General features: G+C 55.1%; 24 protein-coding genes, 1 tRNA gene and 1 pseudogene. 11 read left to right on the forward strand and 15 right to left on the reverse strand.

The genetic code is table 11. The annotated features are described in order from the left end of the window. Positions 1 to 9: 9 nt before the first annotated feature. The 3 genes from ACLEXF_RS12935 to ACLEXF_RS12945 form a co-directional block, all read right to left on the reverse strand. Complete coding sequence (locus tag ACLEXF_RS12935) at positions 10 to 150, reverse strand: hypothetical protein (RefSeq protein ID WP_032446989.1); 141 nt, start codon at positions 148 to 150, stop codon at positions 10 to 12. 368 nt (positions 151 to 518) lie between these two features. Continuing rightward, positions 519 to 920: a hydroxyisourate hydrolase gene (gene uraH, locus ACLEXF_RS12940; protein WP_002892366.1), complete on the reverse strand. Its 402-nt coding sequence runs from the start codon at positions 918 to 920 to the stop codon at positions 519 to 521. 392 nt (positions 921 to 1,312) lie between these two features. Then, entirely contained in the window at positions 1,313 to 1,606 is a 294-nt protein-coding gene (locus tag ACLEXF_RS12945) for a hypothetical protein (RefSeq protein ID WP_049092949.1), read from the reverse strand. A gap of 298 nt (positions 1,607 to 1,904) precedes the next feature. Here ACLEXF_RS12945 and ACLEXF_RS12950 point away from each other — a divergent pair. Beyond that, positions 1,905 to 2,057 (forward strand): annotated as a pseudogene (locus ACLEXF_RS12950) (hypothetical protein); the annotation flags it as partial. A gap of 11 nt (positions 2,058 to 2,068) precedes the next feature. On the opposite strand, the gene ACLEXF_RS12955 reads toward ACLEXF_RS12950, so the two are convergent. After that, positions 2,069 to 2,145 (reverse strand) — tRNA-Arg (locus ACLEXF_RS12955). Between the two features lie 339 nt (positions 2,146 to 2,484). Between ACLEXF_RS12955 and folD the strand changes: the two genes are divergently transcribed. Beyond that, a complete protein-coding gene (gene folD, locus ACLEXF_RS12960) occupies positions 2,485 to 3,351 on the forward strand; it encodes a bifunctional methylenetetrahydrofolate dehydrogenase/methenyltetrahydrofolate cyclohydrolase FolD (RefSeq protein WP_004143017.1) in 867 nt (288 codons plus the stop codon). A 1-nt stretch (position 3,352) separates the two neighbouring features. Next, positions 3,353 to 3,565, forward strand: coding sequence for a ribosome-associated protein YbcJ (ybcJ, locus tag ACLEXF_RS12965; protein ID WP_004143016.1), 213 nt, complete (start codon positions 3,353 to 3,355; stop codon positions 3,563 to 3,565). Between the two features lie 45 nt (positions 3,566 to 3,610). Here the strand turns inward: ybcJ and cysS are convergent, their stop codons facing one another. Next, positions 3,611 to 4,996 (reverse strand): cysteine--tRNA ligase, encoded by a 1,386-nt coding sequence (gene cysS / locus ACLEXF_RS12970; RefSeq protein ID WP_114506120.1) that lies wholly within the window; start codon positions 4,994 to 4,996, stop codon positions 3,611 to 3,613. A 175-nt stretch (positions 4,997 to 5,171) separates the two neighbouring features. Here cysS and ppiB point away from each other — a divergent pair, with 175 nt between their 5' ends. From ppiB to purK, 5 genes are all read left to right on the forward strand, one after another. After that, positions 5,172 to 5,666 (forward strand): peptidylprolyl isomerase B, encoded by a 495-nt coding sequence (ppiB, locus tag ACLEXF_RS12975; protein ID WP_004151319.1) that lies wholly within the window; start codon positions 5,172 to 5,174, stop codon positions 5,664 to 5,666. A 3-nt stretch (positions 5,667 to 5,669) separates the two neighbouring features. Next, positions 5,670 to 6,392, forward strand: coding sequence for a UDP-2,3-diacylglucosamine diphosphatase (gene lpxH, locus ACLEXF_RS12980; protein ID WP_004204708.1), 723 nt, complete (start codon positions 5,670 to 5,672; stop codon positions 6,390 to 6,392). 107 nt (positions 6,393 to 6,499) lie between these two features. After that, positions 6,500 to 6,838, forward strand: a complete 339-nt coding sequence (locus ACLEXF_RS12985) for a hypothetical protein (protein ID WP_407259901.1) — start codon at positions 6,500 to 6,502, stop codon at positions 6,836 to 6,838. A 96-nt stretch (positions 6,839 to 6,934) separates the two neighbouring features. After that, positions 6,935 to 7,444 carry a 5-(carboxyamino)imidazole ribonucleotide mutase gene (gene purE, locus ACLEXF_RS12990; RefSeq protein ID WP_004204711.1) on the forward strand — a complete coding sequence of 170 codons (510 nt, stop codon included), beginning with the start codon at positions 6,935 to 6,937 and terminating at the stop codon, positions 7,442 to 7,444. Continuing rightward, positions 7,441 to 8,508, forward strand: coding sequence for a 5-(carboxyamino)imidazole ribonucleotide synthase (gene purK, locus ACLEXF_RS12995; RefSeq protein WP_057213751.1), 1,068 nt, complete (start codon positions 7,441 to 7,443; stop codon positions 8,506 to 8,508). Before purE ends, purK begins: the two co-directional genes overlap by 4 nt. A gap of 148 nt (positions 8,509 to 8,656) precedes the next feature. Here purK and ACLEXF_RS13000 read toward each other — a convergent pair whose 3' ends face one another. Genes ACLEXF_RS13000 through ACLEXF_RS13015 form a run of 4 tightly spaced genes read right to left on the reverse strand, consistent with a single transcriptional unit; the run spans position 8,657 to position 13,307 of the window. Continuing rightward, positions 8,657 to 9,550 carry a carbamate kinase gene (locus ACLEXF_RS13000; RefSeq protein ID WP_094311741.1) on the reverse strand — a complete coding sequence of 298 codons (894 nt, stop codon included), beginning with the start codon at positions 9,548 to 9,550 and terminating at the stop codon, positions 8,657 to 8,659. Between the two features lie 8 nt (positions 9,551 to 9,558). After that, positions 9,559 to 10,362: a DUF2877 domain-containing protein gene (locus ACLEXF_RS13005; protein ID WP_064794524.1), complete on the reverse strand. Its 804-nt coding sequence runs from the start codon at positions 10,360 to 10,362 to the stop codon at positions 9,559 to 9,561. Positions 10,363 to 10,370: 8 nt separating this feature from the next. Then, the gene (locus ACLEXF_RS13010) at positions 10,371 to 11,630 is read right to left on the reverse strand and encodes a DUF1116 domain-containing protein (RefSeq protein WP_057213745.1); all 1,260 of its coding nucleotides are present in this window, start codon (positions 11,628 to 11,630) and stop codon (positions 10,371 to 10,373) included. A 9-nt stretch (positions 11,631 to 11,639) separates the two neighbouring features. Next, complete coding sequence (locus ACLEXF_RS13015) at positions 11,640 to 13,307, reverse strand: acyl-CoA synthetase FdrA (RefSeq protein ID WP_407259902.1); 1,668 nt, start codon at positions 13,305 to 13,307, stop codon at positions 11,640 to 11,642. Between the two features lie 314 nt (positions 13,308 to 13,621). Between ACLEXF_RS13015 and allD the strand changes: the two genes are divergently transcribed. The 3 genes from allD to allE are packed head-to-tail and all read left to right on the forward strand — an operon-like array spanning position 13,622 to position 16,721. Next, on the forward strand, positions 13,622 to 14,671 hold the full coding sequence (gene allD / locus ACLEXF_RS13020; RefSeq protein ID WP_043521422.1) for an ureidoglycolate dehydrogenase: 1,050 nt from the start codon (positions 13,622 to 13,624) through the stop codon (positions 14,669 to 14,671). Between the two features lie 21 nt (positions 14,672 to 14,692). Next, a complete protein-coding gene (allC, locus tag ACLEXF_RS13025; RefSeq protein WP_062914527.1) occupies positions 14,693 to 15,928 on the forward strand; it encodes an allantoate deiminase in 1,236 nt (411 codons plus the stop codon). 10 nt (positions 15,929 to 15,938) lie between these two features. Further along, positions 15,939 to 16,721, forward strand: a complete 783-nt coding sequence (gene allE / locus ACLEXF_RS13030) for a (S)-ureidoglycine aminohydrolase (RefSeq protein WP_407259903.1) — start codon at positions 15,939 to 15,941, stop codon at positions 16,719 to 16,721. Between the two features lie 219 nt (positions 16,722 to 16,940). Here allE and glxK read toward each other — a convergent pair whose 3' ends face one another. From glxK to glxR, 6 genes are all read right to left on the reverse strand, one after another. Further along, positions 16,941 to 18,086, reverse strand: coding sequence for a glycerate 3-kinase (gene glxK / locus ACLEXF_RS13035; RefSeq protein WP_043521425.1), 1,146 nt, complete (start codon positions 18,084 to 18,086; stop codon positions 16,941 to 16,943). A gap of 17 nt (positions 18,087 to 18,103) precedes the next feature. Further along, on the reverse strand, positions 18,104 to 19,414 hold the full coding sequence (locus tag ACLEXF_RS13040; protein ID WP_043521426.1) for a uracil/xanthine transporter: 1,311 nt from the start codon (positions 19,412 to 19,414) through the stop codon (positions 18,104 to 18,106). Between the two features lie 183 nt (positions 19,415 to 19,597). After that, positions 19,598 to 20,959 carry an allantoinase AllB gene (allB, locus tag ACLEXF_RS13045; RefSeq protein ID WP_043521427.1) on the reverse strand — a complete coding sequence of 454 codons (1,362 nt, stop codon included), beginning with the start codon at positions 20,957 to 20,959 and terminating at the stop codon, positions 19,598 to 19,600. 129 nt (positions 20,960 to 21,088) lie between these two features. Further along, complete coding sequence (locus ACLEXF_RS13050) at positions 21,089 to 22,543, reverse strand: allantoin transporter (protein ID WP_407259904.1); 1,455 nt, start codon at positions 22,541 to 22,543, stop codon at positions 21,089 to 21,091. Between the two features lie 77 nt (positions 22,544 to 22,620). Further along, entirely contained in the window at positions 22,621 to 23,877 is a 1,257-nt protein-coding gene (locus ACLEXF_RS13055) for an MFS transporter (RefSeq protein ID WP_407259905.1), read from the reverse strand. 54 nt (positions 23,878 to 23,931) lie between these two features. After that, entirely contained in the window at positions 23,932 to 24,810 is an 879-nt protein-coding gene (glxR, locus tag ACLEXF_RS13060) for a 2-hydroxy-3-oxopropionate reductase (protein WP_025714214.1), read from the reverse strand. Between the last annotated feature and the right edge of the window lie 24 nt (positions 24,811 to 24,834).

Consider the following 24,834-nt stretch of genomic DNA (forward strand, 5'->3'; position numbering starts at 1 on the left):
AGTCATTCTTCAGGCGGAAAGACCAACATAACCAATGTGATGCAGCTTATTCATTGATGTCATCACTATAACTCTGACAAAGAGGATATTTTGCTGGCCTTCCCGGGGAAACAGGCCATCTTTCCCCACCCCATCGTCGGATAGCGGCACAAATCGCCAAGGATAAAGGCGATCAGCGCTGTCAAAATTTACGCTGAGTACAGAAAGGATGAAGAGGAGCTACCATGAATTTTGTGCTGTCGATGACGCTTATCTGCATCGCCATCGCCTGGCTGATGATGAGCCTCCTGCCGGTGTAGGCGCAGCGCTTTCCGGCCCGCCAGAGATTTATCCCTGGTATTGACCTTTCCTCACGGTCTGCGTATCTGAGGATTTCCCACCCTGCCAGCGATGTCCGGCGAGGCCATTAACACGTAAAAGAGGAAGAGACCGAGCGTTAGGCGTGGAGGTCGTTGTGCGGGGAAAGGGTGACGCCTGCGGGAGACGCGCAGGCGTTGGCTGGATAGCGGCTTGGGTCATCAGCTGCCGCGGTAGGTAGAGTATCCGTACTGACTGAGCAGCAGCGGGATATGCAGTTTTTGATTTTGCTTTGTTACATTGAAAATAACCGGAATCACCGGGAAGAACGTATTCATGTTTTGGCTTTTAAAATAGTCACCGGTTTTAAACGTCACTTTATAAACCCCCGGCTCCATATTCTCCGCCTGCGGATAGAGCGATTTAATCCGCCCATCGGCATCCGTTTTGCCGGTGGCGATATGCTGCCAGCTCTCCCCTTGCTGCTTATCCAGCTCAATCTGCACCCCCGGCGAAGGGAGCCCGGTTTGCTGATTAAGAATGTGTACGCTGAGCGTGCCCTCTGGCGCCGCCAGCGCGCTGAAGCTGAGAAGGGAAATTACGGAGGCGATAACTAATTTCATAATCGTGACCTTTTGGGCAAGTGAAAGTGCCCTAACTATAGTCAGGGCGGCGGGGAAAAAAATTAAACTTTTTGTTATCAGATTGAGTTGATGGGTACTGTCTCCACACACAACACGCTGAACCGGTTTTGTCGTGAGAAGAGGGAGTATCTGATGTGTGAGTAATCCGGTGCTCTTCGTAACAGGATACGTGGCACTTAATCCGTCAGAGAGGGAAAAAGATTAGCTGGGGTCAAATATCACAAGGTTAAATAATATATGCCGTGGCCTCTGCCGCCTCTAACAGAACAGTGCTTACTGCAAATGGCCTGCCGTATTCGAAATAATCATTTAATATTATTTCACCTACTATTCCAGTGTAAGTAATCACCTGGTTCAGATAATGATTAGTATCATTGATTCTCTTGTCGCCACGCCTTCACCATCTCCTTTGTTACCTCTTTCTTGTAGCAAATAGGTGAGTACCCACCAGCTTTGCTCCAGGCACTGCGGCCACCGCACGAGCTGCCGTTCCGGGCGGTATTGAAGGGACAGGCACAGGTACCGGGATAGGATGCGACAGAGTCATCAATAATTCTTTGCCTGACCTGATCATCGCTTAAGGAATTCGATTTGGCGATGGAAATATCTGATGCAAAGACACACACAACAGCGAATACGGAGATGACGACGAATTTGATGTTCATTTGGATCTTTCCAGGCAGTGGATGAACATCGAGGGTATGCTTTCAAATAGTGTTCAATATTGATCTTTAACAACTGTACTTCACGCCAGCTTAAAATGCGATACTTAACCCAGTCAGACATAACCTAAAGCTATAATGACTATTAGCCTGTTATCGTCAACATATTTTCACATTCCTGCAGAGCGCTTATTCTGCACTCAGCTATAACCAGCATTAACTATTCTGTTCGATATTACAGAGCCGTAATGCTGTACTCTCACTGGCCATCGTCCGACAGATACTGCAAGACATTAGAATCATCGAAATGGTCCGTCGCTATGCTCACCTGGCGCCAAACCACCTGACTGAACACGCACGGAAAATTGACTCGATTTTTGCAGAAGATGTCCCACATATGTCCCACATATGTCCCACAAGAAAAAATCAGCGACTGGAGGAAGTAATTAAGTGATTGATTATTAATGGCACGCCCTACAGGATTCGAACCTGTGACCTACGGCTTAGAAGGCCGTTGCTCTATCCAGCTGAGCTAAGGGCGCCCTGAGAAGCGAGTGCTTCGCGGAGTGAAACGCCTGGAATTATACGGTCCACGTCGGTTGAGTCAATCCATTTTGCCAGGAAACTGTGGAGCTTATACGACGCTGGCGAAATATCCTCCACCAACTGTACAAGAAGCGTACCAGCGGGGCTCTTACGCCAGTAAATCGACTAAGTGGCCAGGCGCAACGCACCAATAACCATGTAATAACCAGGGTCAAAACAGGCTAAATTCGCCCCGGACAGGATAAAACAGCAAACGAGGACTGACAGCGAGGCCGGCTTCTGACAAAATATCCTCATCCCCCTTTCGTAAAGATACAGATGGAATCCTCTCTCTGATGGCAGCAAAAATTATTGACGGTAAAACGATTGCGCAGCAGGTACGCTCTGAGGTTGCGGAAAAAGTGAAGGCTCGCGTTGCGGCCGGAAAACGCGCCCCTGGGCTGGCCGTCGTGCTGGTCGGCAGCAACCCGGCCTCGCAGATTTATGTCGGCAGCAAGCGCAAAGCATGTGAAGAAGTGGGCTTCGTCTCCCGCTCTTACGATCTCCCGGAAACCACCAGCGAAGCCGAGCTGCTGGAGCTTATCGACACCCTGAATGCCGATAAGACCATCGACGGTATTCTGGTTCAGCTGCCCCTGCCTGCAGGGATAGATAACGTCAAAGTTCTTGAGCGCATCGCGCCGGATAAAGACGTTGACGGCTTCCATCCTTACAACGTTGGCCGCCTGTGCCAGCGGGCGCCGCGCCTGCGTCCGTGCACCCCACGCGGTATCGTGACGCTGCTGGAACGCTACAATATCGACACCTACGGCCTGAATGCGGTGGTCATTGGCGCCTCCAATATCGTTGGCCGCCCAATGAGCATGGAGCTGCTGCTGGCCGGCTGCACCACCACCGTCACCCACCGCTTTACCAAAAACCTGCGCCATCATGTCGAAAACGCCGACCTGCTGATCGTCGCGGTGGGTAAACCGGGCTTTATTCCTGGCGAATGGATCAAAGAAGGGGCGATTGTGGTCGATGTCGGCATTAACCGTCTGGAAAGCGGCAAAGTGGTCGGCGACGTGGTGTATGAAGATGCCGCTGAACGCGCCTCCTACATCACCCCGGTTCCCGGCGGCGTTGGCCCGATGACCGTCGCCACTCTGATTCAGAACACGCTGCAGGCGTGCGAAGAGTACCACGACGTTGAGGAGGCCTGAGATGGCGACATTTTCCTTAGGAAAACACCCGCACGTTGAGCTGTGCGATCTGCTGAAACTCGAAGGCTGGAGCGAAAGCGGCGCCCAGGCGAAGATCGCCATCGCCGACGGGCTGGTAAAAGTCGACGGCGCGGTGGAAACCCGCAAACGCTGCAAAATCGTCGCTGGTCAGACGGTGAGCTTTGAAGGCCAGAGCGTGACCGTCACGGCCTGACAGCGAAAAGAAAAACGCCCGCTTTTGCGGGCGTTTTTTTATGGCTTACTTCCGGCGCCAGGTGGTGCCCTGCGGGCCATCTTCCAGCACGATACCCATCTCGTTAAGACGATCGCGCGCCGCATCCGCCGCCGCCCAGTCTTTCGCTTTACGCGCGTCCAGACGCTGCTGGATAAGCGATTCAATTTCCGCCACTTCCGCGTCGTCAGCCTGCGCACCGCTCTGCAGGAAAGCGTCCGGCTCCTGCTCCAGCAGCCCCAGCACCGACGCAAGCTTACGCAGGTGGGCCGCCATGGCGTTCGCCGCGACCGCGTCCTCGGTTTTCAGACGGTTCACTTCGCGAGCCATATCGAACAGCACCGAGTAGGCTTCCGGGGTGTTGAAGTCATCGTCCATCGCCTCGATAAAGCGTGCTTCGAAGGCTTCGCCACCCGCCGCGTCGACGGATTTGTCGGTACCGCGCAGCGAGGTGTACAGACGCTCCAGCGCCGAACGCGCCTGCTTGAGGTTCTCTTCGCTATAGTTCAGCTGGCTGCGATAGTGGCCGGACATCAGGAAGTAGCGAATGGTCTCGGCATCGTAATACTTCAGCACGTCGCGGACGGTAAAAAAGTTGCCCAGCGATTTCGACATCTTCTCGCGGTCGACCATCACCATGCCGGAGTGCATCCAGTAGTTAACGTACTCGCCGTCATGGGCGCAGGTGGACTGAGCGATTTCGTTTTCGTGATGCGGGAACATCAGATCGGAACCGCCGCCGTGAATGTCAAAATGGTTGCCCAGCTGTTTGCAGTTCATCGCCGAGCACTCGATATGCCATCCCGGACGGCCTGCGCCCCACGGCGACGGCCAGCTTGGCTCGCCCTCTTTCGACATCTTCCACAGGACGAAGTCCATCGGATTACGCTTGACGTCAACCACGTCGACGCGCGCCCCCGCCTGCAGCTGATCGAGATCCTGACGCGACAGCAAACCGTAGTTCGGGTCTGTCGGCACATCGAACATTACGTCGCCGTTATCCGCCACATAGGCATGGCCTTTGGCGATCAGTTGCTCGGTAATCTCTATGATCTCCGCAATATGATGCGTCGCGCGCGGCTCGCTGTCGGGACGCAAAATATTCAGGGCGTCAAAATCCTTGTGCATTTCGGCGATCATCCGATCGACCAGCGCGACAAAGCTTTCGCCGTTTTCATTAGCGCGCTTAATGATTTTGTCGTCGATATCGGTGATATTGCGCACGTACTTCAGCTTATAGCCGAGAAAACGCAGATAACGCGCCACAACGTCAAAGGAGACGAAGGTACGCCCATGGCCGATGTGACAGAGATCGTAAACGGTAATACCACACACGTACATGCCGACTTCCCCGGCATGGATAGGTTTAAATTCCTCTTTCTGGCGCGTCAGTGTATTAAAAATTTTTAACATCGAAGATTCCGTGTAGACGTGTGTGGGTAATGAAGCCTCTATAATACCCATAATTCAGACAGGACGCAGCACACATTGCAAGGTGCATCGACCCCCGCGGTTATGCTATAACACCCCCCTATATCTCACCCGACACCGGGTGCTGGCACCACACTCATCGGAACAGGATGCAAAAATGGTTACTTTCCACACCAATCATGGCGATATCGTAATCAAAACGTTTGACGACAAAGCGCCGGAAACAGTTAAAAACTTCCTGGACTACTGCCGCGAAGGTTTCTACGACAACACCATTTTCCACCGTGTTATCAACGGCTTCATGATTCAGGGCGGCGGTTTTGAACCTGGCATGAAACAAAAAGCGACCAAATCTCCGATTCAGAACGAAGCGAACAACGGTCTGAAAAACACCCGCGGCACGCTGGCGATGGCCCGTACTCAGGCGCCGCACTCTGCCACCGCGCAGTTCTTCATCAACGTGGTTGACAACGACTTCCTGAACTTCTCCGGCGAAAGCCTGCAGGGCTGGGGCTACTGCGTCTTCGCGGAAGTGGTTGAAGGCATGGACGTGGTTGACAAAATCAAAGCGGTTGCCACCGGCCGCAGCGGCATGCACCAGGATGTGCCGAAAGACGATGTGATCATCAAAAGCGTCACCGTCAGCGAGTAATTCGTGGCGACACTTTTTATTGCAGATTTGCACCTGCAAACAGAAGAACCGGCGATCACCGCCGGTTTTCTGCGTTTTTTACAGGGGGAAGCCCGTCAGGCGGACGCCCTGTATATCCTTGGCGATCTGTTTGAGGCGTGGATCGGCGATGACGATCCCAACCCGTTGCATCAGCAAATCGCTACGGCAATCAAAGCCGTCGTCGACGCCGGCGTGCCCTGCTACTTCATTCACGGCAACCGTGATTTTCTCGTCGGCCAGCGCTTCGCCCGTCAGAGCGGGATGATCCTGCTCGCCGAAGAAGAGCGACTGGACCTCTATGGCCGTGACGTCTTGATTATGCATGGCGACACGCTGTGCACCGATGACCAAGGCTATCTGGCGTTTCGCGCGAAAGTCCACACCCCGTGGATCCAGCGTCTATTCCTGGCTCTGCCGCTGTTTGTCCGCCGCCGCATCGCCGCCCGCATGCGCGCCGACAGCAAAGCCGCCAATAGCAGCAAATCAATGGAAATTATGGATGTGAATCCACAGGCGGTGGTTAACGCCATGGAGCGGCATCACGTGCAGTGGCTGATCCACGGCCATACCCATCGCCCGGCGGTCCATGACCTGCAGGCCAACGGCCAGCCCGCATGGCGCGTGGTACTCGGCGCCTGGCACAGCGAAGGTTCGATGGTGAAGGTGACGCCGGACGACGTCGAACTGATCCATTTCCCGTTCTAATTCCTGCGCGAGCACAATTCTGAAATCCCCTCTCGCCTGGACGGAGATATGCTCCTGCCGGCATTGCGCATGCTAGTCTTCCACAACATCACTCTCAAGGAACGAGCATGAGCAGGAAAAAGTGGAGCCAGCCGCTGATCTGGGGAATGATCATCGCGATCCTCAATCCGTTAGGGATAAGTTATATCGCCTTAATCGGCGTCGCTCTCGGCAACACGCTGACGTTTGTCTGGTGTGCGATGCTGGCGTGGGTTATTTATTTCTATGCCATTTATTTGCTCTGTACCCGCCCTCACGAGAGCCGACTGGTACAAATCTATTTACTGATGATGGGCACCCTGATGCTCCCCTGGGGGTTAGTACTGCTTATCACTTGTTGCATGAATGAGATCAAGGCCGATAAGCCGCGATCGTCGTCATCGCAGAGTGAGACAAAAGACGGCTAACCATGCACACGCAACCGTTTTCCTTGCCGGCAGTTCATGCTATTCTCTGTGGCCTCTAAAGCAGTGTGAAACACACCCACAGGAGTTTTAAGACGCATGTCTTCCCGCAATAATTCGGCGCGTATCGCCATCGTGATGGGGTCCAAAAGCGACTGGGCTACCATGCAATTTACCGCAGAAATTCTTGATGCCCTGAACGTTCCGTACCATGTCGAAGTGGTCTCCGCCCATCGCACGCCCGATAAGCTGTTCAGCTTCGCTGAAAGCGCCGAAAGCAATGGCTATCAGGTGATTATTGCTGGGGCAGGCGGCGCGGCGCATCTGCCGGGCATGATTGCGGCGAAAACCCTGGTGCCAGTGCTCGGCGTACCGGTTCAGAGCGCAGCCTTAAGCGGTGTCGACAGCCTTTACTCCATTGTTCAGATGCCGCGCGGTATTCCGGTCGGCACACTGGCCATCGGCAAAGCCGGCGCCGCGAACGCCGGTCTGCTTGCCGCGCAGATCCTCGCCCAGCATGATGCTGAACTCCACCAGCGCCTGAGCGCCTGGCGCCAGGCGCAAACCGATGAAGTGCTGGATAACCCGGACCCGCGGGGTGCGGCATGAAACAGGTATGCGTACTCGGCAACGGCCAGTTAGGCCGTATGCTGCGCCAGGCCGGCGAGCCGCTGGGTATCGCCGTCTGGCCGGTGGGGCTGGAAGCCGATCCGGAAGCGGTGCCATTCCAGCAGAGCGTCATCACGGCAGAAATTGAACGCTGGCCGGAAACCGCCCTCACCCGCGAGCTGGCCCGCCACCCGGCGTTCGTCAACCGCGACGTCTTCCCAATTATCGCCGATCGCCTGACGCAAAAGCAGCTGTTTGACAAGCTTGGTCTCGCCACTGCCCCGTGGCAGCTGCTGGCGGATAAAAGCGAGTGGCCGGCGGTGTTTGCCCGCCTTGGCGAACTGGCGATCGTTAAGCGTCGCGTTGGCGGTTACGACGGCCGCGGCCAGTGGCGTCTGCGGGAAAACGAGATCGATCAGCTACCGGCCGATAACTACGGCGAGTGCATCGTCGAGCAGGGGATTAACTTCTCCGGCGAAGTGTCGCTGGTGGGTGCCCGCGCCCATGACGGCAGCACCGTCTTCTACCCGCTGACCCGCAACCTGCATCAGGACGGTATTCTGCGCGCCAGCGTCGCCTTCCCGCAGGCCAATGTCCGCCAGCAGGAGCAAGCGGAAAGCATGCTGACGGCGATCATGAACGAGCTGAACTACGTCGGCGTGATGGCGATGGAGTGCTTCGTCACTGCCGAGGGACTGCTGATCAACGAGCTGGCGCCGCGCGTGCACAACAGCGGCCACTGGACGCAAAATGGCGCCTCCATCAGCCAGTTTGAGCTGCATCTGCGAGCGATTACCGGCCTGCCGCTGCCGCCGCCAGTGGTTAACAGCCCGTCGGTAATGATCAACCTGATCGGCACCGATCTCAATTACGACTGGCTGAAGCTGCCGCTGGTCCACCTGCACTGGTACGATAAAGAGGTGCGCCCGGGTCGTAAAGTCGGCCACCTGAACCTGACCGACAGCGATACTGACCGTCTGAGCGCGACGCTGGAAGCGATCAAGCCGCTGCTGCCAGCGGAGTACACCAGCGGTCTGTTCTGGGCGCAATCGCAACTGGCGTAACGCCTCACCTTTGTCTTGCCGGGCGGCGGCTGACGCTTGCCCGGCCGATAAAAGCCCAGCTATTCAGAATTCGTCGCCCTGGCAACGCGTCGCCGTCGCGGGGCAGAATGCACGATATTCAGGCATCCTCACCGACAGTAGTCCCCCGTCAGGGCTTGATACAGGTTCCCGCCTGACCGGCGAGAGTCTCCTCAATGCGTGATAACGCGCCAATCCACGCCCGCTTGCCCCTGCGGCGAACATAGCTGCTGACTGCCGAAATTTTCGGTCCCATCGCGCCATCGTCGCGAGCAAAAGGCGCCAGCGCCTCCGGGGTCGCTTCACGGATCGGTCGCTGCATTGGGGTGCCCCAGTGTTCATATACCGCATCCGCATCGGTGAGGATCACCAGACCATCGGCATCAATCTGTTCCGCCAGTAGCGCTGCGGCCAAATCTTTATCGATAACCGCCTCTGCGCCCTGCCCGCTCTCGAGCACCGGAATGCCTCCGCCGCCACAGCAGATCACGACATGCCCCTCATTCAGCAGACGCTCAATCGAGTCGCTCTCCTCAATTCTCACCGGCCGTGGCGAGGCGACAACCCGACGCAAGTATTTGCCGTCGCGCTTCATCGTCCAGCCGTACTCCTCTTCCAGCTGCTGCTGTAACTCAGGGTCATAGACCGGACCGATAAATTTCTCCGGCGCCGAAAAGGCCGGATCGTTCGATGCCACAGTAATACGCGTCATCACTGTCGATACCGGCGGTACCGACGATTCCTGCGCCAGGCATTGGGCCAGCATATAGCCAATCATGCCCTGGCTCTCCGCCACCAGCACGTCCAGCGGGTAAGGTTCGACGTCGCTATAGGCCAGATTTTGCAGCGCCAGCAGGCCTACCTGCGGCCCGTTGCCGTGCACAATGGCCAAACGGTAATGCTGCGCCAGACGCGCCAGCGCGGGAACGGCACTGTGAATATTGCGATATTGATTTTCTACCGTCAGCGCTTCTCCGCGCTGTAATAAAGCGTTACCCCCGAGGGCAACAACCAGCGTTTTCATAAAAGTCCTTACATTATTTGTTGCGCCAGCCAGAACCCCAGAAGCGTGTCGGCACCAGAGGTGTGCCCCATCGCCAGCAGGGCTTCGACGGCAGGTTCAATTCGTCGTCCGCACTGAAGCGCGTTAACAACATGCAGTAGCGGTGAAGCGAAGCATCCCTTACTGGCGTAGCGTAAATAGTTGACGCTGACCTGCGTTGTGGCGGCATGCAGATCGCCGGAGGCACGAAAGAAATGGTGTCCGCTGTTGCGCGACATCAGTCCAGAACACCACGCGGACAGCATCATGCCGATCAGCATATCGTCCATGCTCGGCGTCAGGCCTGGCCCCTTCCCCAGCCACAGCCGCCAGTCAACGGCGCTCCCGGCCAACGCAGAAGCAAAACAGTGGCGTAATTGCCGCAACTCAGGATGATGCGGCAGATGGATAGCCTGTGACAGCGGCCCGAACAGGCCCGTCTCTTCCGGGCGCTTCATGAGCGCTGTCGGTAGATAAGGGCCACCAGGCTGATATCGAGGCCGCAGGGAGCAGCGCCTTCGCGGTGGTAACAGCAACAGGTTATCGACCTGAATGCCGTCATCCCGTGCTATCGGCAGCCCCCCCGCCTTCAGCGCCGCGTGTAAACGGATAAAATCATGGTGACGTAATACCCATCCGCCGGGGCTCACGCCTTGTCCCCGATGATGCAGCGTCAGCAGCGCGCCGTCTGCAACATAGAGATTGATGGTGCGCTGCCAGAGGCCGCCGGTTCGCCATGGCTGGCGATGGTCCGGCGCGTCAATGCTGCCTGTTAGCGGACGGATCTTATCCATTGTGTGCCTCAGCTCACGCCCAGCTCGTCCGCCAGCGCTTCCAGCGCCAGTTCAAAGCAGGCCAGTGGGGCTCTGACGGTTCCGGCGCCAATCTGGCCGATCCCCGCCTCTTTATGCGCGATACCAGTGTTGATAAGCGGTGTAATGCCAGTTTCAACCACCCGGCGAATATCCAACCCCAGACAGGCGCCCTGGAAATCCCAGCCCGGAATTTGCAGTTGCATATTGCGTTCAAGGAAGATTTCCGCCATCTCCTCGGAGACCGATTTCGCCGCCTCCATCCCACCCGCGCCGACAAAGCGAGTCACGCCCGGGGCCGCGATCATCGCCGCCCCGCCGATGCCGAAAGTTTCAGTAATGGCGCTATCGCCCATATCCGGGTTGGCCTGCTCCTGCGAGAAGCCAGTGAAAAACAGCCCCTGCGGCGTATTGACCGGCGCGGTAAACCAACGGTCGCCCAGCCCGCTGACGCGAATACCGAACATATCGCCGTTGCGGGTCATCGCGGTGACGATACTGCCCGCGCGGATCTGCGCCCCGGCATCCATCGCCGATTTACAGTAGGCCATCGCCAGGTTGAGGAAGAACTGGTCGGTAATGGCGAGGAAATCCATCACTTCAGCTATCTGCTGTTTGTCGTGATTTAGGCGCGCCAAATGCGGTGCCAGCGTGCGCATTAGCAGCGCGGAGGTGGCGATATTACGCTGGTGAAACTCATCCCCCATGGTGATGCCCTGCGCCATCATCGCCGTCAAATCGATACCGCGCTCCATCTGTTTCAGCGCTGCGCTAAGCACCGGCATCAGCACATCGCGCATCCAGCGCAGGCGCTGCTGCACATCTTCACCGTAAGCGCCGAAACGCATCACCTTGCCAATTCCTTCGTTCAGGTTGCAATAGGCGCGGTTGCCTTCAGCGATGTTTTCCACCACCAGCATCGGCATGTTCGGCGAAGTAATGCCGCCCATTGGCCCCACGGCGTTAACGTGATGGCATGGGATAAAGGTAATTTCGCCGCTTTCCAGCATCGCATGGGCGGTTTTTTCATCCTGCGCCCAGCCTTCGAACAGGCATGCGCCAATGCAGGCCCCTTTCATTGGGCCGGTCATCGCCTGCCAGCGCATCGGCGGCCCGGCGTGGAGCAACGTTTTGTTCTGATTCAGCGCCCCGATTAGCGCACCTGCCGGCTTCACATCCAGCCAGTGCGGACGTGCATTCCGAATTCGTTCAATTACTGCCTCATTGGCCTGCGCCACTGATGTAAACATAGGGACCTCTTATTGCAAACGCTCTAATAAACGAGCCAGTTTTTTATTTCCTCCGGCAATCGGCGCCCACTGATAGTGAACAACCGGCGTTCCGGCGGACTGTAAATCGATCGCAAAACTGCGCAGACCGGCATTAATTACCGCCACCCCGTCCAGCAGACTGGAACGCGGTGCGGGCTCCGCCATCCGCTGAGGGCTAATCAGCGCAACAGCAAGCAGCGCGGCTTCCGGGAGGCTATCGACCACCACCACGCCGGCATCTTCCAGCTCGGCAATCTGTCGGGAACGACACTGCGGGTCATTTTCGGTACCGGTCACGGTCGCGATAACGTGCAGCGGATGGCTTTCACTCCTCAATGCCCAGGCCCGCCGGCATGCTTCCACCAGCGATCCCGCCGGGTCGGCGGTGGCGCCATAGCCAATCACCACATCCAGCAGCAATACACCCACCTGCGTTTGCTCGCCGAGTTCAGCAATCAGTTGGTTACGCAGGGAGGGATCAATCATCGGGTGTGGACGACCGACGGTGTAGAAATCATCGCCGAGGTCGACGACCTGGTGGCCTAGGGCGTTGAGCATCATGCCCTGCGGGTGATGCTCATCGGGAGTGATGTTCAGGCGCTCAGCCAGCAGCCCGGCGGATTCCGCCGCCAGCGTGCCGCCGGTGTATAAACCGCGAATATGCTTACCCGCGACTGCGGTCAGATTTTCCTGATGGCGTACCACTCGCGCTAACAGACACGCCAGCCGACCGGCCTCGTCCAGCGTGCGGGCAAACCAGACGTTTTCATCACGGTTGACTGGCGAGACATAGCCAAGAAATAGCGCCACCACCGGTTTAGCACTGCGTTTCATTGCGTTAATTATCTTCAGGCGCACCGCCTCAGCAGGTGGCTTGGAAACAAAGGCCAGTACCTGGTTCTGTGCATCCTGGGTTAGCATTTCCAGCGCCGTTTGCGCACTAAGCCCCCCCACTTCCGCGCTCAGGTCACGGCCGCCGAGACCAATCGCATGGCTGATCCCTTCGCCGCCGAGGGCAATTTGCGAGACCAGTTCCTGGATACCGGTACCGGAAGCGCCAATCACGCCGATGTTGCCCTCCGGTGTGACGTTGGCGAAGGCCAGCGGGGTGCCGGCGATCATGGCGGTGCCGCAGTCCGGCCCCATCACCAACAATCCTTTGTCACGGGCACGGGTTTTGAGGGCAATTTCATCTTCCAGGGTGACGTTGTCGGAGAAGATCATCACGTTTTTCTCGCTACTGAGCGCCTGATGGGCCAGCTCCGCGGCATATTCTCCGGCAACGGAAATTAAGGTCATATTGGCCTGCGGCAGTTTTTGCATCGCACTTTGCCAGCGGCGAACCACGTTCAGACTCTGACTTTGTCCGCTTCCCTGCGCCAGGGCGGATAAGGCTTCATCCAGAAGGGCGATAATCATTTCCGTCACCGACGCATCTACGCAATCGGTACGGATCGCCACGCAAATATCATTCGGCGTCGCCGTGGCAAAATCGTCATGCCAAAAACCGGTAGTTTCCAGCAGCGCTTTATTTGCCGGCGTGCCCATCATGACCGAAACATCGTCGACATTTTCTGACTCACTCAGCTTGCGTGAAATAATCATTAAACTGACTGAATCCTGAAAACAGCCCTTTTTAATAAAGGCATGGATCATAATAACTCCCCAATAATTGCACCCATTGCAATTGAATGAGCATGGTTAATCTGCCATCAGGCTAACGAGATGAAATTCTTAATGGTGTGACCAAAATCACATGAGGATTATTACCACAGGCTTTCAAACAAACCACCTGACATTAGCAGTGATTTTTTAATAAATCGATTACACGGCCATTTATGATAAATCCGTTACGATTATCAAATAAAATCTAACACTGGTCATTTAACTATACAGATCACAATTTCAGTTTCTTTTCCCCGTATTTTAATCAGCAGTCAGGCTCTACACCGTCGTTAAAAGGAAGACAGATGAAAGTCAGTCGGGAAACACTTCATCAGCTTATTGCTAATAAGCTGAACGCAGCAGGACTTACTCATAATCACGCGGATATTATTGCCGATGTGTTGGTTTATGCTGATGCCAGAGGCATTCATTCGCACGGCGCGGTTCGTGTTGAATATTATGCTGAACGAATTTCAAAAGGCGGCACCAATCGTCATCCCACCTTTAGCTTTGAAAAAACCGGCCCCTGCAGCGGCATTTTGCATGCCGATAACGCCGCCGGCCAGGTCGCCGCCAAAATGGGCATGGAACATGCCATTGAGATCGCCCGGCAAAATGGCGTAGCCGTAGTGGGTATCCGCCGCATGGGACACAGCGGGGCCATCTCGTACTTCACACAGCAGGCGGCTCGCGCCGGGCTGATTGGCCTCTCGCTGTGTCAGTCAGACCCGATGGTCGTCCCTTTTGGCGGGGCGGAGATCTACTACGGCACAAACCCGCTGGCCTTCGCCGCCCCCGGCGAGGGCGACGATATCATCACCTTCGATATGGCCACCACCGTCCAGGCGTGGGGAAAGATCCTTGATGCTCGTTCTCGCCATGAAAGCATTCCCGATAGCTGGGCGGTGGACAAAAACGGCGCCCCAACCACGGATCCCTTTGCCGTCCATGCTCTGCTTCCTGCCGCCGGCCCGAAAGGTTACGGGCTGATGATGATGATTGACGTCCTATCCGGCATTTTGCTCAACCTTCCTTTTGGTCGCCAGGTCAGCTCGATGTACGACAACCTGAGCCAGGGGCGTGAGTTAGGACAATTGCATATTGTGATTAATCCTGACTTTTTCTCCTCCAGCGCCTTATTTCGCCAGCACATTAGCGACACCATGCGCGAATTAAGCGCCATTACGCCAGCGCCTGGATTTAGTCAGGTTTATTACCCGGGGCAGAATCTGGATATCAATGAGAAAAACAGCGCGGTCAACGGGATCGAAATCGTTGATGAGATTTATGACTATCTGGTTTCAGACGCTTTATATAACCGCTCTTATGAAACCAATTCCCCTTTTGCTCAATAAAATAAGTAACAGGAGTTATGTATGACTCATTCTTTTCGACAGGCAATTGAAGAAACATTGCCCTGGCTTTCATCCTTCGGCGCCGATCCTACCGGCGGACTCACCCGCTTGCTTTATTCGCCGGAGTGGCTGCAGGCGCAGCAGGCGTTTAAACAAAAGATGAGCGACAGCGGGCTGGAAACACGCTTCGATGAAGTGGGTAACCTTTATGGCCGCCTGCCCGGTAGCCGTTTTCCCGACGACGTTATCCTCAGCGGCTCGCATATTGATAGCGTCGTCAACGGCGGTAATCTTGACGGTCAGTTTGGCGCGCTGGCGGCCTGGCTGGCGGTCCGCTGGCTAAAAGAGACCTACGGGGCGCCGCTGCGTACCGTGGAGGTGCTGGCGTTAGCGGAAGAAGAAGGCAGCCGCTTCCCTTACGTCTTCTGGGGCAGCAAAAATATCGTCGGCATCGCTAACCCGGCGGACGTGCGTGAGATTAAAGACGCCAAAGGCGTGGCGTTTGTCGATGCGATGAAGCAGTGCGGTTTCAGCCTGCCCGCCGCCCCGCTGGCGCCGCGCCGGGATATTAAAGCCTTCGTTGAACTGCATATCGAACAGGGCCGCGTGCTGGAAACCAACAAGCAGTCCATCGGTGTGGTCAACGCCATCGTCGGTCAGCGCCGCTACACCATTACCCTCAACGGCGAGTCTAACCATGCCGGCACCACCCCAATGGGCTACCGCCGCGACACCGTCCATGCTTTCAGCCGCATCTGCTGCGAATCTATCGCCAAAGCGAAAGCCCACGGCGACCCGCTGGTGCTCACTTTCGGTAAAGTCGACCCGCAGCCGAATACGGTCAACGTGGTGCCGGGTAAAACGGTCTTTACCATGGATTGCCGCCACACCGATGCCCTTGCATTAACGGCATTTACTGAAGTGATCGAAGGCGATATGCGGCGGATCTGCAAGGAAATGGATATTGGCATTGAAATCGACCTGTGGATGGATGAAGCTCCGGTTCCCATGGACAAGAGGCTGGTCGCCCAGCTCACTGCCCTGTGCGAAAAGGAGAAGGTGAATTTCCGCGTGATGCACAGCGGCGCGGGGCACGACGCGCAAATTTTCGCCCCCTGCTTCCCGACCTGCATGATCTTTATGCCGAGCATTAAAGGTATTAGCCATAACCCGGCGGAGAGTACGCATATCGACGATTTGGCGGAAGGCGTAAAAACGCTCGCCTTAATGCTGCACCAACTGGCCTGGACTGAATAAGGAAAAGATAATGGGATATTTAAATAATGTCGTGGGTTATCGCGATGATTTACTGGCCAGCCGTTCCATCGTGCGCCACGGTAATTATGCCCTGCTGACGCCGGACGGTCTGGTCAAAAATATTATTCCGGGTTTTGCTAACTGTGATGTGACTATTCTGTCGACGCCGAAATTAGGCGCATCCTTCGTTGATTATCTGGTGACGCTGCATGAAAACGGCGGCAATCAAAGCGGGTTTGGCGGCGAAGGCATTGAAACCTTCCTGTATGTCATAAAGGGGGAAATCACCGCCGGGGCGCAGGGTAAAACCTTTGCGCTGACCGAAGGCGGCTATCTTTACTGCCCACCGGGTGAACGGATGACGTTCAGTAATAGCCATTCAGCCGACAGTCAGCTATTTCTCTATAAGCGCCGCTATATTCCGACAGAGGGCCGTGCGCCTTATCTGGTCACCGGCAACGTCAGCCAGCTGGAGCGTATTCATTATGAAGGAATGGAAGACGTTATTCTGATCGACTTCCTGCCAAAAGAGCTGGGCTTCGATATGAATATGCATATCCTCTCTTTCGAGCCGGGCGCCAGCCACGGCTATATCGAAACTCATGTGCAGGAGCACGGCGCCTATATTCTTTCCGGCCAGGGCGTGTATAACCTCGATAACAACTGGGTTCCGGTGAAGAAAGGCGACTATATCTTTATGGGCGCTTATTCCCTACAGGCGGGATACGGCGTTGGGCGCGAGGCGTTCAGCTATATCTACTCGAAAGATTGCAACCGTGACGTTGAGATCTGATTGCTAACAATCTGCGCTCGTTGGTATTGCCCGGCGGCGCTTTGCTTGCGTGTTCCTACGGGTACATCTCGCCGCTTTCGTCGGCCGGGTAAGGCGTCATCCGCCACCCGGTGAAATGCGGACACAACGGTAAAGGCGGATTTGTTACCCATCGCATAACATTCTTTTTTGTTTAGCTATGTTGGATTTTGCCACGGTGAGAACCGTGGCATTTTTTATTCAGGCGGGAATGTTCTGGCCGAGCTTGATAGCACAGGCAATATTGCGCGCGCAGGCATACAGATTTTGCTCACCGCGATCCAGCACTTCGGCAAGCGGCGCCAGCGCGGGCAGAATGCTGAATACCGCATCAATGCCATGCTGATGCACCGCTTCCACGCCGTCCCCCAGAACGCCAGCGATACCGATCACCGGGATGCCATGCTTTTTCGCAAGCCGCGCCACGCCAATCGGCGCTTTGCCGCCGACGGTTTGCGAATCCATTCGCCCTTCACCGGTAATCACCAGATCCGCGTCGCGCAGCGCCTCCTCCAGTTGCATCGCCTCAATCACGATATCGATACCCGGCTTCAGCGCCGCGTTAAGGAATACGCAGGCCGCCACGCCCATTCCGCCCGCCGCGCCGCCGCCGACAATCTTCGTCACCTCCGCACCCGTTGCCATGAGCAGCACCTGCGCGTAATTTTGCAAACCGCGCTCGAGGGCAGCGACCATCTCTGCGCTGGCTCCTTTTTGCGGGCCAAAGACCGCCGCCGCGCCGCGTTCGCCGAGCAGTGGATTATCCACATCGCAGGCCACATCAATCCGGCATTTGCGCAGGCGCGGATCGAGGTCGCGTAAGTCAATGCTCGCCAACCGAGCCAGCGCGCCGCCACCGAATCCTACGCTCTCGCCGCGCTCGTCAAGAAAACGTGCCCCCAGGGCCTGCGCCATGCCCATTCCACCATCTACCGTGGCGCTGCCGCCTATACCGAGGATAATATGGCGAACGCCGGCGTCCAGCGCGTGGCGAATCAACTCCCCGGTCCCGAAGCTGGTGGCCCGCAAGGGATCGCGTCTCCCGGCGGGAACCAGCATCAGCCCGCTGGCTGCCGCCATTTCAATAAACGCGGTTTGCCCGTCGCCGCTCAGGCCATAGAAGGCGCCTACCACCTCCCCCAGCGGCCCCATCGCCGGCAGCATCACCATTTTGCCGTCGGTCGCCTCAACCATTGCCTCAACCGTCCCCTCGCCGCCGTCGGCGATCGGCAGGCAGATGCACTCCGCCTGAGGGAAAATGGAGACGAAGCCCGCCTTAATCGCCTGAGCGCAGCGACTGGCGCTGACGCTTTCTTTGAACGAGTCTGGTGCAATAATAATTTTCATTGTTCATCCTTTTAATGTCATGACTTAATACGATCCCAGGGAATGAGATTCTCCATGGCTACCGCCAGCAGCACCCCGATTAGTAAGCCGTTACCTACGAGGGGTCTGATTGTCAGAGGCAACGTCTGGAGATAAACCGGCGGTAGTCCCATCAAAAAAATGCCGACAAATAACGGTAGAGCCAGCCGATAGATATTTCGCGCGGTAAAGGTAATTTGCTTACTGAAAGATAAACTGGAATATAACAACGGCAGATAAGAGACCAGCATAACCGCACTGCTGATCGGTAAAGGCAGGGTGGTAAAAAAGTGGGTCAGCGGCGTAAATAATCCAACCAGCAGACAGCACAAGCAGCCGATAATAAATGGCCGGCGCGAGGTGTCGCCCGTTTGAGTTAATAAAGCTGTCGACGAAACAAACGGGGAAAATGGCACCACGTTGAGCGGAACCGTTATTAATGTTATCAAACCGGAGATCATAAAGCTGCGTCGATAGCGGGTATTACTGGCCCCCTGTTGGGGGTAAAAAACATCGGTGCTGCGAATGGCGCCATAGGTATTGGTAATATTAACCAGTCCCGCCAGCAGGGCGGTTAAAATGATGCCGGGTCGTAGCTGGCCGCCATAACCCAGCGGGAACCACTGCCAGTGAATGGGGCCTGAGGCTACCGTAGCGGGAGGTATGCGAAACAGCAGATACCAGCCTGCCCAGCCCGCCAGAGTGCCGATCAGCAGGGCGTAGCGAGCGATACCATCCGGGAGAAAAATGATCATTCCCAGCACCAGAATCATCACCGACAGCGCCAGGCAAAATGGCGCCAGCTGAATACCCGGATTAACCTGCGTCGAACTAAAGGGCAGCCCAAGCATGCCTTTAAAAAAGATGGTAGTCAGCTGCGCGCCCAGCAGCAGCATGAAAAAGACCATTACCGTTGGGCTGAAGAGCTTAGCCAGGCGATGGCCAATGCCGCTTACGCCAATGATGATGGTGAGCACCGCCGAGAAAAATATGCCGACAGCCAGGCTGGAGGCGATGCTGTCGAACGGCGTCCCCCGTGCGGCTTCGCCCACGGTGACCGTCAGAATGGTGCTCCACCACAGGCCCGTCGGTCCTTCCATAATCGCCCGACGATGTCCCAGTAACGCCTGTGCCAGACAGGCCAACCCGGTGGTGATAAACCCGTACTGGGTAAGCGTAATTAACGCGCTGGCAGGGAGCTGAAAAGCAGACTGTAATGTTGGCGGTACCACAACGGTGTTGCAGAAAATAAAGAAGAACCATTGAAACCCCGCCAGGGTGTTACGTTTATTTAGCGGCAATACCACCATGATGAAATCCTGAAAAAGCGCCTGCCGTTAAACAGGCGCTAAATATGGAATGGGGCGAGAAACGGTCCCCTCTCCCTTTTGGGAAGAGGGATAGGGTGAGGCGAAATGTACCCACCTATGCCCTCACCCCGGCCCTCTCCCAAAGAGAGAGGGAGAAAACCATCCCAACTGTTTATTCACCCGTTACTGCTGATGCTTAAGGATAAATTTCCCCTTCGGTGCGCGCGGGAAGCCCTGTTCGATGTCATAGATCACCTCGCCGCGCAGGATGGTTTTAGCAATCCGAGCGCCAATCTTGCGACCAACGTAAGGGCTGACTTTATGGCGATATTCGAGGTCTTCTGCTCGTAAGACGTAGCTGCTGTTCGGCTGAATAAACACCAGGTCGGCATCTTTACCCGGGGCAATGCGGCCCTTATGCTTCAGGCCGAAAATATCGGCGGCGTTGGTCGCCATCAGACGGGCAAACTGCGGCAGAGACATACCGCGTTTCTGCACCGCTTCATCAAACATCACGTCCATGCAGTTTTGCAGACCGGCAATCCCGCCCCAGGCCTGCATGATATTGCCAGCCTTCATCTCCGGTGGGCACGGCGAATGGTCGGAGACCAGGCAGTCGATTTCTCCGTTGAACAGCTTTTCCCACATGCCTTTCTGGTTTTCCGCATCGCGGATCGGCGGAGAGCACTTCGCCAGGGTACCAATCTCTTCGAACTGATCGGTATCGAGCACAAAGTAGTGCGGGCAGGATTCACAGGTGACGTCCTGCCCTTCCTGACGGGCGCGGGTCACTTCGGCGACCCCTTCCGGGCTGCTGACATGACACACGTGCAAGCGGCAACCGGCGACTTTCGCCAGATACAGAACGCGGCGAATGGCTTCCACTTCGGTGAAGACCGGACGAGAGGCTACGTAATCATGCGCCGTCACGCGGCCTTCCCTTTTCGCCTCTTCGCCCAACTCGTCGCAGATCAGCGCGTTTTCGCAGTGCACCAGCACGGTCTGCTTCATTTCGGCCAGCTTTTGTATGCCTTTGAAGAATTGCCAGTCGTTGACGTCGCGGAAGTCGTTATCGATCCCGCGGTCTCCGCAGGTGGCGACGAAGCATTTGAATCCCACTACCCCCACTTCATCCAGCTCATGCAGTCGGTCGAGGTTATAAGAGACCAGGCCGCCAAGCTGCGCAGCATCGATGGTCAATTTGCCTTTCGCCGCGTCGAATTTCAGCTCAATGGTCTGCCGGTCGACGGTGGCCGGTAGCTGATTCAGCGGCATTTCGATCATCGTGGTGATGCCGCCTTTTGCCGCAGCGCGGGTCCCGGTTTCGTAACCTTCCCAGTGGGTACGGCCAGGTTCAGAGATATGCGTATGCGCATCGACCATGCCCGGCGAAACGATCAGGCCCGTGGCATCCATGACCTGCTTCGCCTCGCCCAGGTGTTCACCGATAGCGGCGATTTTGCCGTCGTTCACCGCGATATCGACTACCCGGGATTCGTTTTCCAGAATAACAGTGCCGTTTTTAATGATTAAATCAAAAGACATAATAACTCCTTGTATGTGTACAGATGGGTCAGCCGCCATACTTCTGCTGCGACATTGCGTGCCGCAATAACAATGGCTTTGGCCGGTAATGCTTCATCCATGAAATAAACTTTCCTGGTTAAAATTAACTTAACTAACCGTATTTGGCCGTGTCAGATTATTGGGTTGCGCCCGTTTCTTCAGCAACGCGTACGCAACAAAAGCGACAATAACACCGACAAACCATGACACACGGGAGAAGGGTTCCAGCAAAGCAATAAACTTTCCACCGAGCGATAAAATGACCGCCACAATGGTTACCAGGAATGCGGTAACATTAAAACCATTATCAAAATATTTATAATCTCCTGGCGCGGTATAAAGTTCATCAAGATTTATTTGCCCACGCATAACGATGAAATAGTGCGCCATCATTACACCAATAACCGGCCCTAACATCCCGCCAATAATATCGAGGAAGAGATAAATACTGTCTTGATTCTCCATTAATTTCCATGGACAAATCAGCAAGCTAATAATACTGGCGATAAGCACGCCATTTTTATAGGTCAGTTTGGCTGGGGCGATCGCCGCGATCTGATAACCTGCCGGTATAATATTACCGGTAGCATTGGTGGAGATCGTGGTCATCAATATCACCAACACCGCAAAGAACGAGGCAAACAGGCTGTCCCATTTCTGCACAATATCCAGCACGTTCCAGGTATCCATACCATAGTGGATACTTGCCCCGGCGATAATACAGACGCCGGCGACCGCAAACAAAATATAAGCCACCACGAGTCCAAGCGTCTGACCAATAGCCTGCTCGCGAAATGAGCGCGCGTTCTGGGTGAAATCCGAGGCACTGACAGCCGGAGCGGCCCAGACGGCCACCACCGCGTTGATCACCACCAGGAACAAGAAACCGGTATGTTCCGCTTTTGCCACCCCGGTAGGCAGGTAGTCGAGGATCGGGCCGAATCCTACCAGCGAAATGGCCCAGATAGCCATGCCGCCGAAGACAATATAGATGCAGGGGTTGAGGATTGCGGTAAATTTATTCAGCACTTTTCCGCCACCAAAGCCAATCCCGACGTTAATCAACCAGAACACCAGAAAGGCGATCAACCCCGGCAACGACAGCCCCAGCAGCTTAAAATCACCGCCAAGCGTCAGAAACGCAGGCCATAATTTGCCTAATAAGATCAGAAATGCCAGCGATCCGGCGTAGCATTGCAAGCCAAACCACATAATCGCCGCGATACCGCCTCTGAGCAGTCCGGGCAATAATGCACCGCGTACTCCATATGAGGCTCTTAATATCATCGCGAAGGGTACGCCATATTTACTTCCGGCAGCACCATTAAACACCATGACCAGGGCAATAATAAAGGCACTTAATATTATCGCCATCATGATGCTAAAAGTGGAAAGTCCAAGGATAAAAAAACCACCCACCATCACATAATTTGGTACGTTGTGTACAGAACCCATCCACAACGTGAAATAATTGAATGTTTTCCAGTTACGCTGAGTGTCTGATTTCGGCAATAGATCATCACTATAGCCCCTGGTTTTGTATAGGTCTTGAGTTTGTTCCATAATTCCCTCTTAATACGCATCGGATTACGTTTGTAGGTTTAGCTATGTGGAACAACAATTTTTATTATTTATTTTTATTATACGGTGATGGTCTTTGACGGTATTTTATTCTTGCGCAAGGTGATCAGAGCAAAAAGTATCGTCCCGGTAACAACCAATCCGGCAGACATCACAAAACTAATTTCTTTCGATCCGGTCAGGTCGGAAATAAAGCCGGTGAGCGTCGGTGCAACTACCGCAGAACTCATACCAAAGAAATTAAATAAGCTGAAGGCGCGGCCTAACGTTTTCGCTGACGCCTGCTCGGAGACGAACGAGATAAGAATCGGATCAACGGCCATTTTGCCCAGCAGCCCGTACAGTACCAGGCTAATCATCAGCATGGTGGTATTCGGCGACAGAACGGTAAACATCAACATGGCCGCTGCGACTATCTCCAGCCCGAGAATAACTTTGACTTTACTGTCACGGAATTTATCCGAGAGATGGCTAAAGAACAGCGCGCCCGGTACCCCGACCACCGCCACCAGCGCGGAAGCAAAACCAATCGCCCCACCGTCAAACCCGCGTTCGGTCTGAAGATAAGAGGGCAGCCAGGTTACAATCAGATAGTAGCCGTAGCAGGTACAGAAATAGAGAAAGTACACGCTGCACAGTAATGGCGAGAACAGCGGCGTCGATTTCTCTTCCGCAACCGGCGCTGACGCCGCTGCGCTCGTTTTATTTTCCGCCGTGGCGGGTTCTTTCAGTTTGCGGCGAATGACCAGGGTAAACACGCAGAGCATCACCAGTAAAATCGCAGCGACGATAAACAACACATTTTGCCAGGCCATGTGCATGCTCTTGACCAGAATACTTGAGCCAATCAGGCCAATCCCCATGCCAATGGCAGAGCCGCTGTTGATGATGGCATTCGCCAGCGCCCGGCGTTCCTGCGGCACGTTGGCCGAGGAGAGCGAATAGGCGGAACTAAAGAAGGAGGCACAACCGGCGCCGGCCAGTAGCGAGCCGATATAAATCAGCGTCAGATTTCCGGCATTAGCGATACTCAGGGTACCGATAATAAATAGCGAAAAACCGCACATCAGCATAATTTTCTGGCCCAGTTTATCCACCAGAATGCCGCAGGGGATCTGCATGCCGCAGTAGGCCAGAAAATAGAAGCTGGCAATCGCGCCAATTTCAGCATTACTGACGTTACCCAATGACGCCTGAATCTCCGGATAAATCGGCGTTAACACGGTACGATAGATCCAAATTGCCACCCAGCCCAGACTCATTACCACGACTATTTGTTTCCAATAGTCGACACCTTTTTTATTGATCGTATCCATAAAGTCACCTGTGAGGTTCAAATAAAGCTGCCGATTTCGGCAGCTTTACGCTTATTATGCTATTTGATGATTTGCCATTAATTCCAGAGCCTGAATCAGAGACGAGTGATCTAATTCGCTGCCGCCATTCGCGGCACAGGTATTAAATAGCTCCTGACAGGTAGCTGTATTCGGCAGATTAAGCGCCAGGGCTTTAGCGCTCTGCAGAGCCAGATTGAGATCCTTCTGGTGCAGAGAAATTTTAAAGCCTGGATTAAAGGTGCGGTTAAGCATTCTTTCACCATGCACTTCCAGAATACGTGAGGAAGCGAAACCGCCCATCAACGCCTGACGAACGCGAGCGGGGTCCGCCCCGGCTTTAGAGGCAAAAACCAGCGCTTCGGACACCGCTTCAATATTCAGCGCGACGATAATCTGATTGGCGACTTTACAGGTCTGACCGTCGCCGTTTCCTCCGACGAGGGTGATATTTTTACCCAAAATCTCAAACAGCGGTTTTACGCGGGCAAAGATGTTTTCATCGCCGCCAACCATAATGGAGAGGGTGCCTTCACGTGCGCCAATTTCGCCGCCGGAGACCGGGGCATCAAGGTAATCGGCGCCCAGATCCCGCACCTGCTGCGCAAAACGTTTGGTTTCTATCGGTGAGATAGAGCTCATATCCACGATAATTTTGCCCTTCAGCGCCGCTTTAGCACAACCATGTTCGCCAAACAGCACCTCGGCAACCTGCGGGGTATCGGGTACCATAATAAAAATAATGTCTGACTGCTCCGCCACCTGTTCCGCGCAGGCCAGATGTTGTGCCCCGTGCTTGAGCAATTCGTCAGCAACAGGCCCAATGGTGGTAACGTGCAGTGCGTGCCCTGCTTTAGCAAGACGGAGCGCCATCGGGGTGCCCATAATCCCCAAACCAATAAATCCCAGCTTCATAAGTGTCCTCTCACAATGTGTATT

Origin of the sequence: Klebsiella pneumoniae complex sp. WS1778, from assembly GCF_049472055.1 — a bacterium.
In the GTDB taxonomy this organism is placed as follows: domain Bacteria; phylum Pseudomonadota; class Gammaproteobacteria; order Enterobacterales; family Enterobacteriaceae; genus Klebsiella; species Klebsiella quasipneumoniae.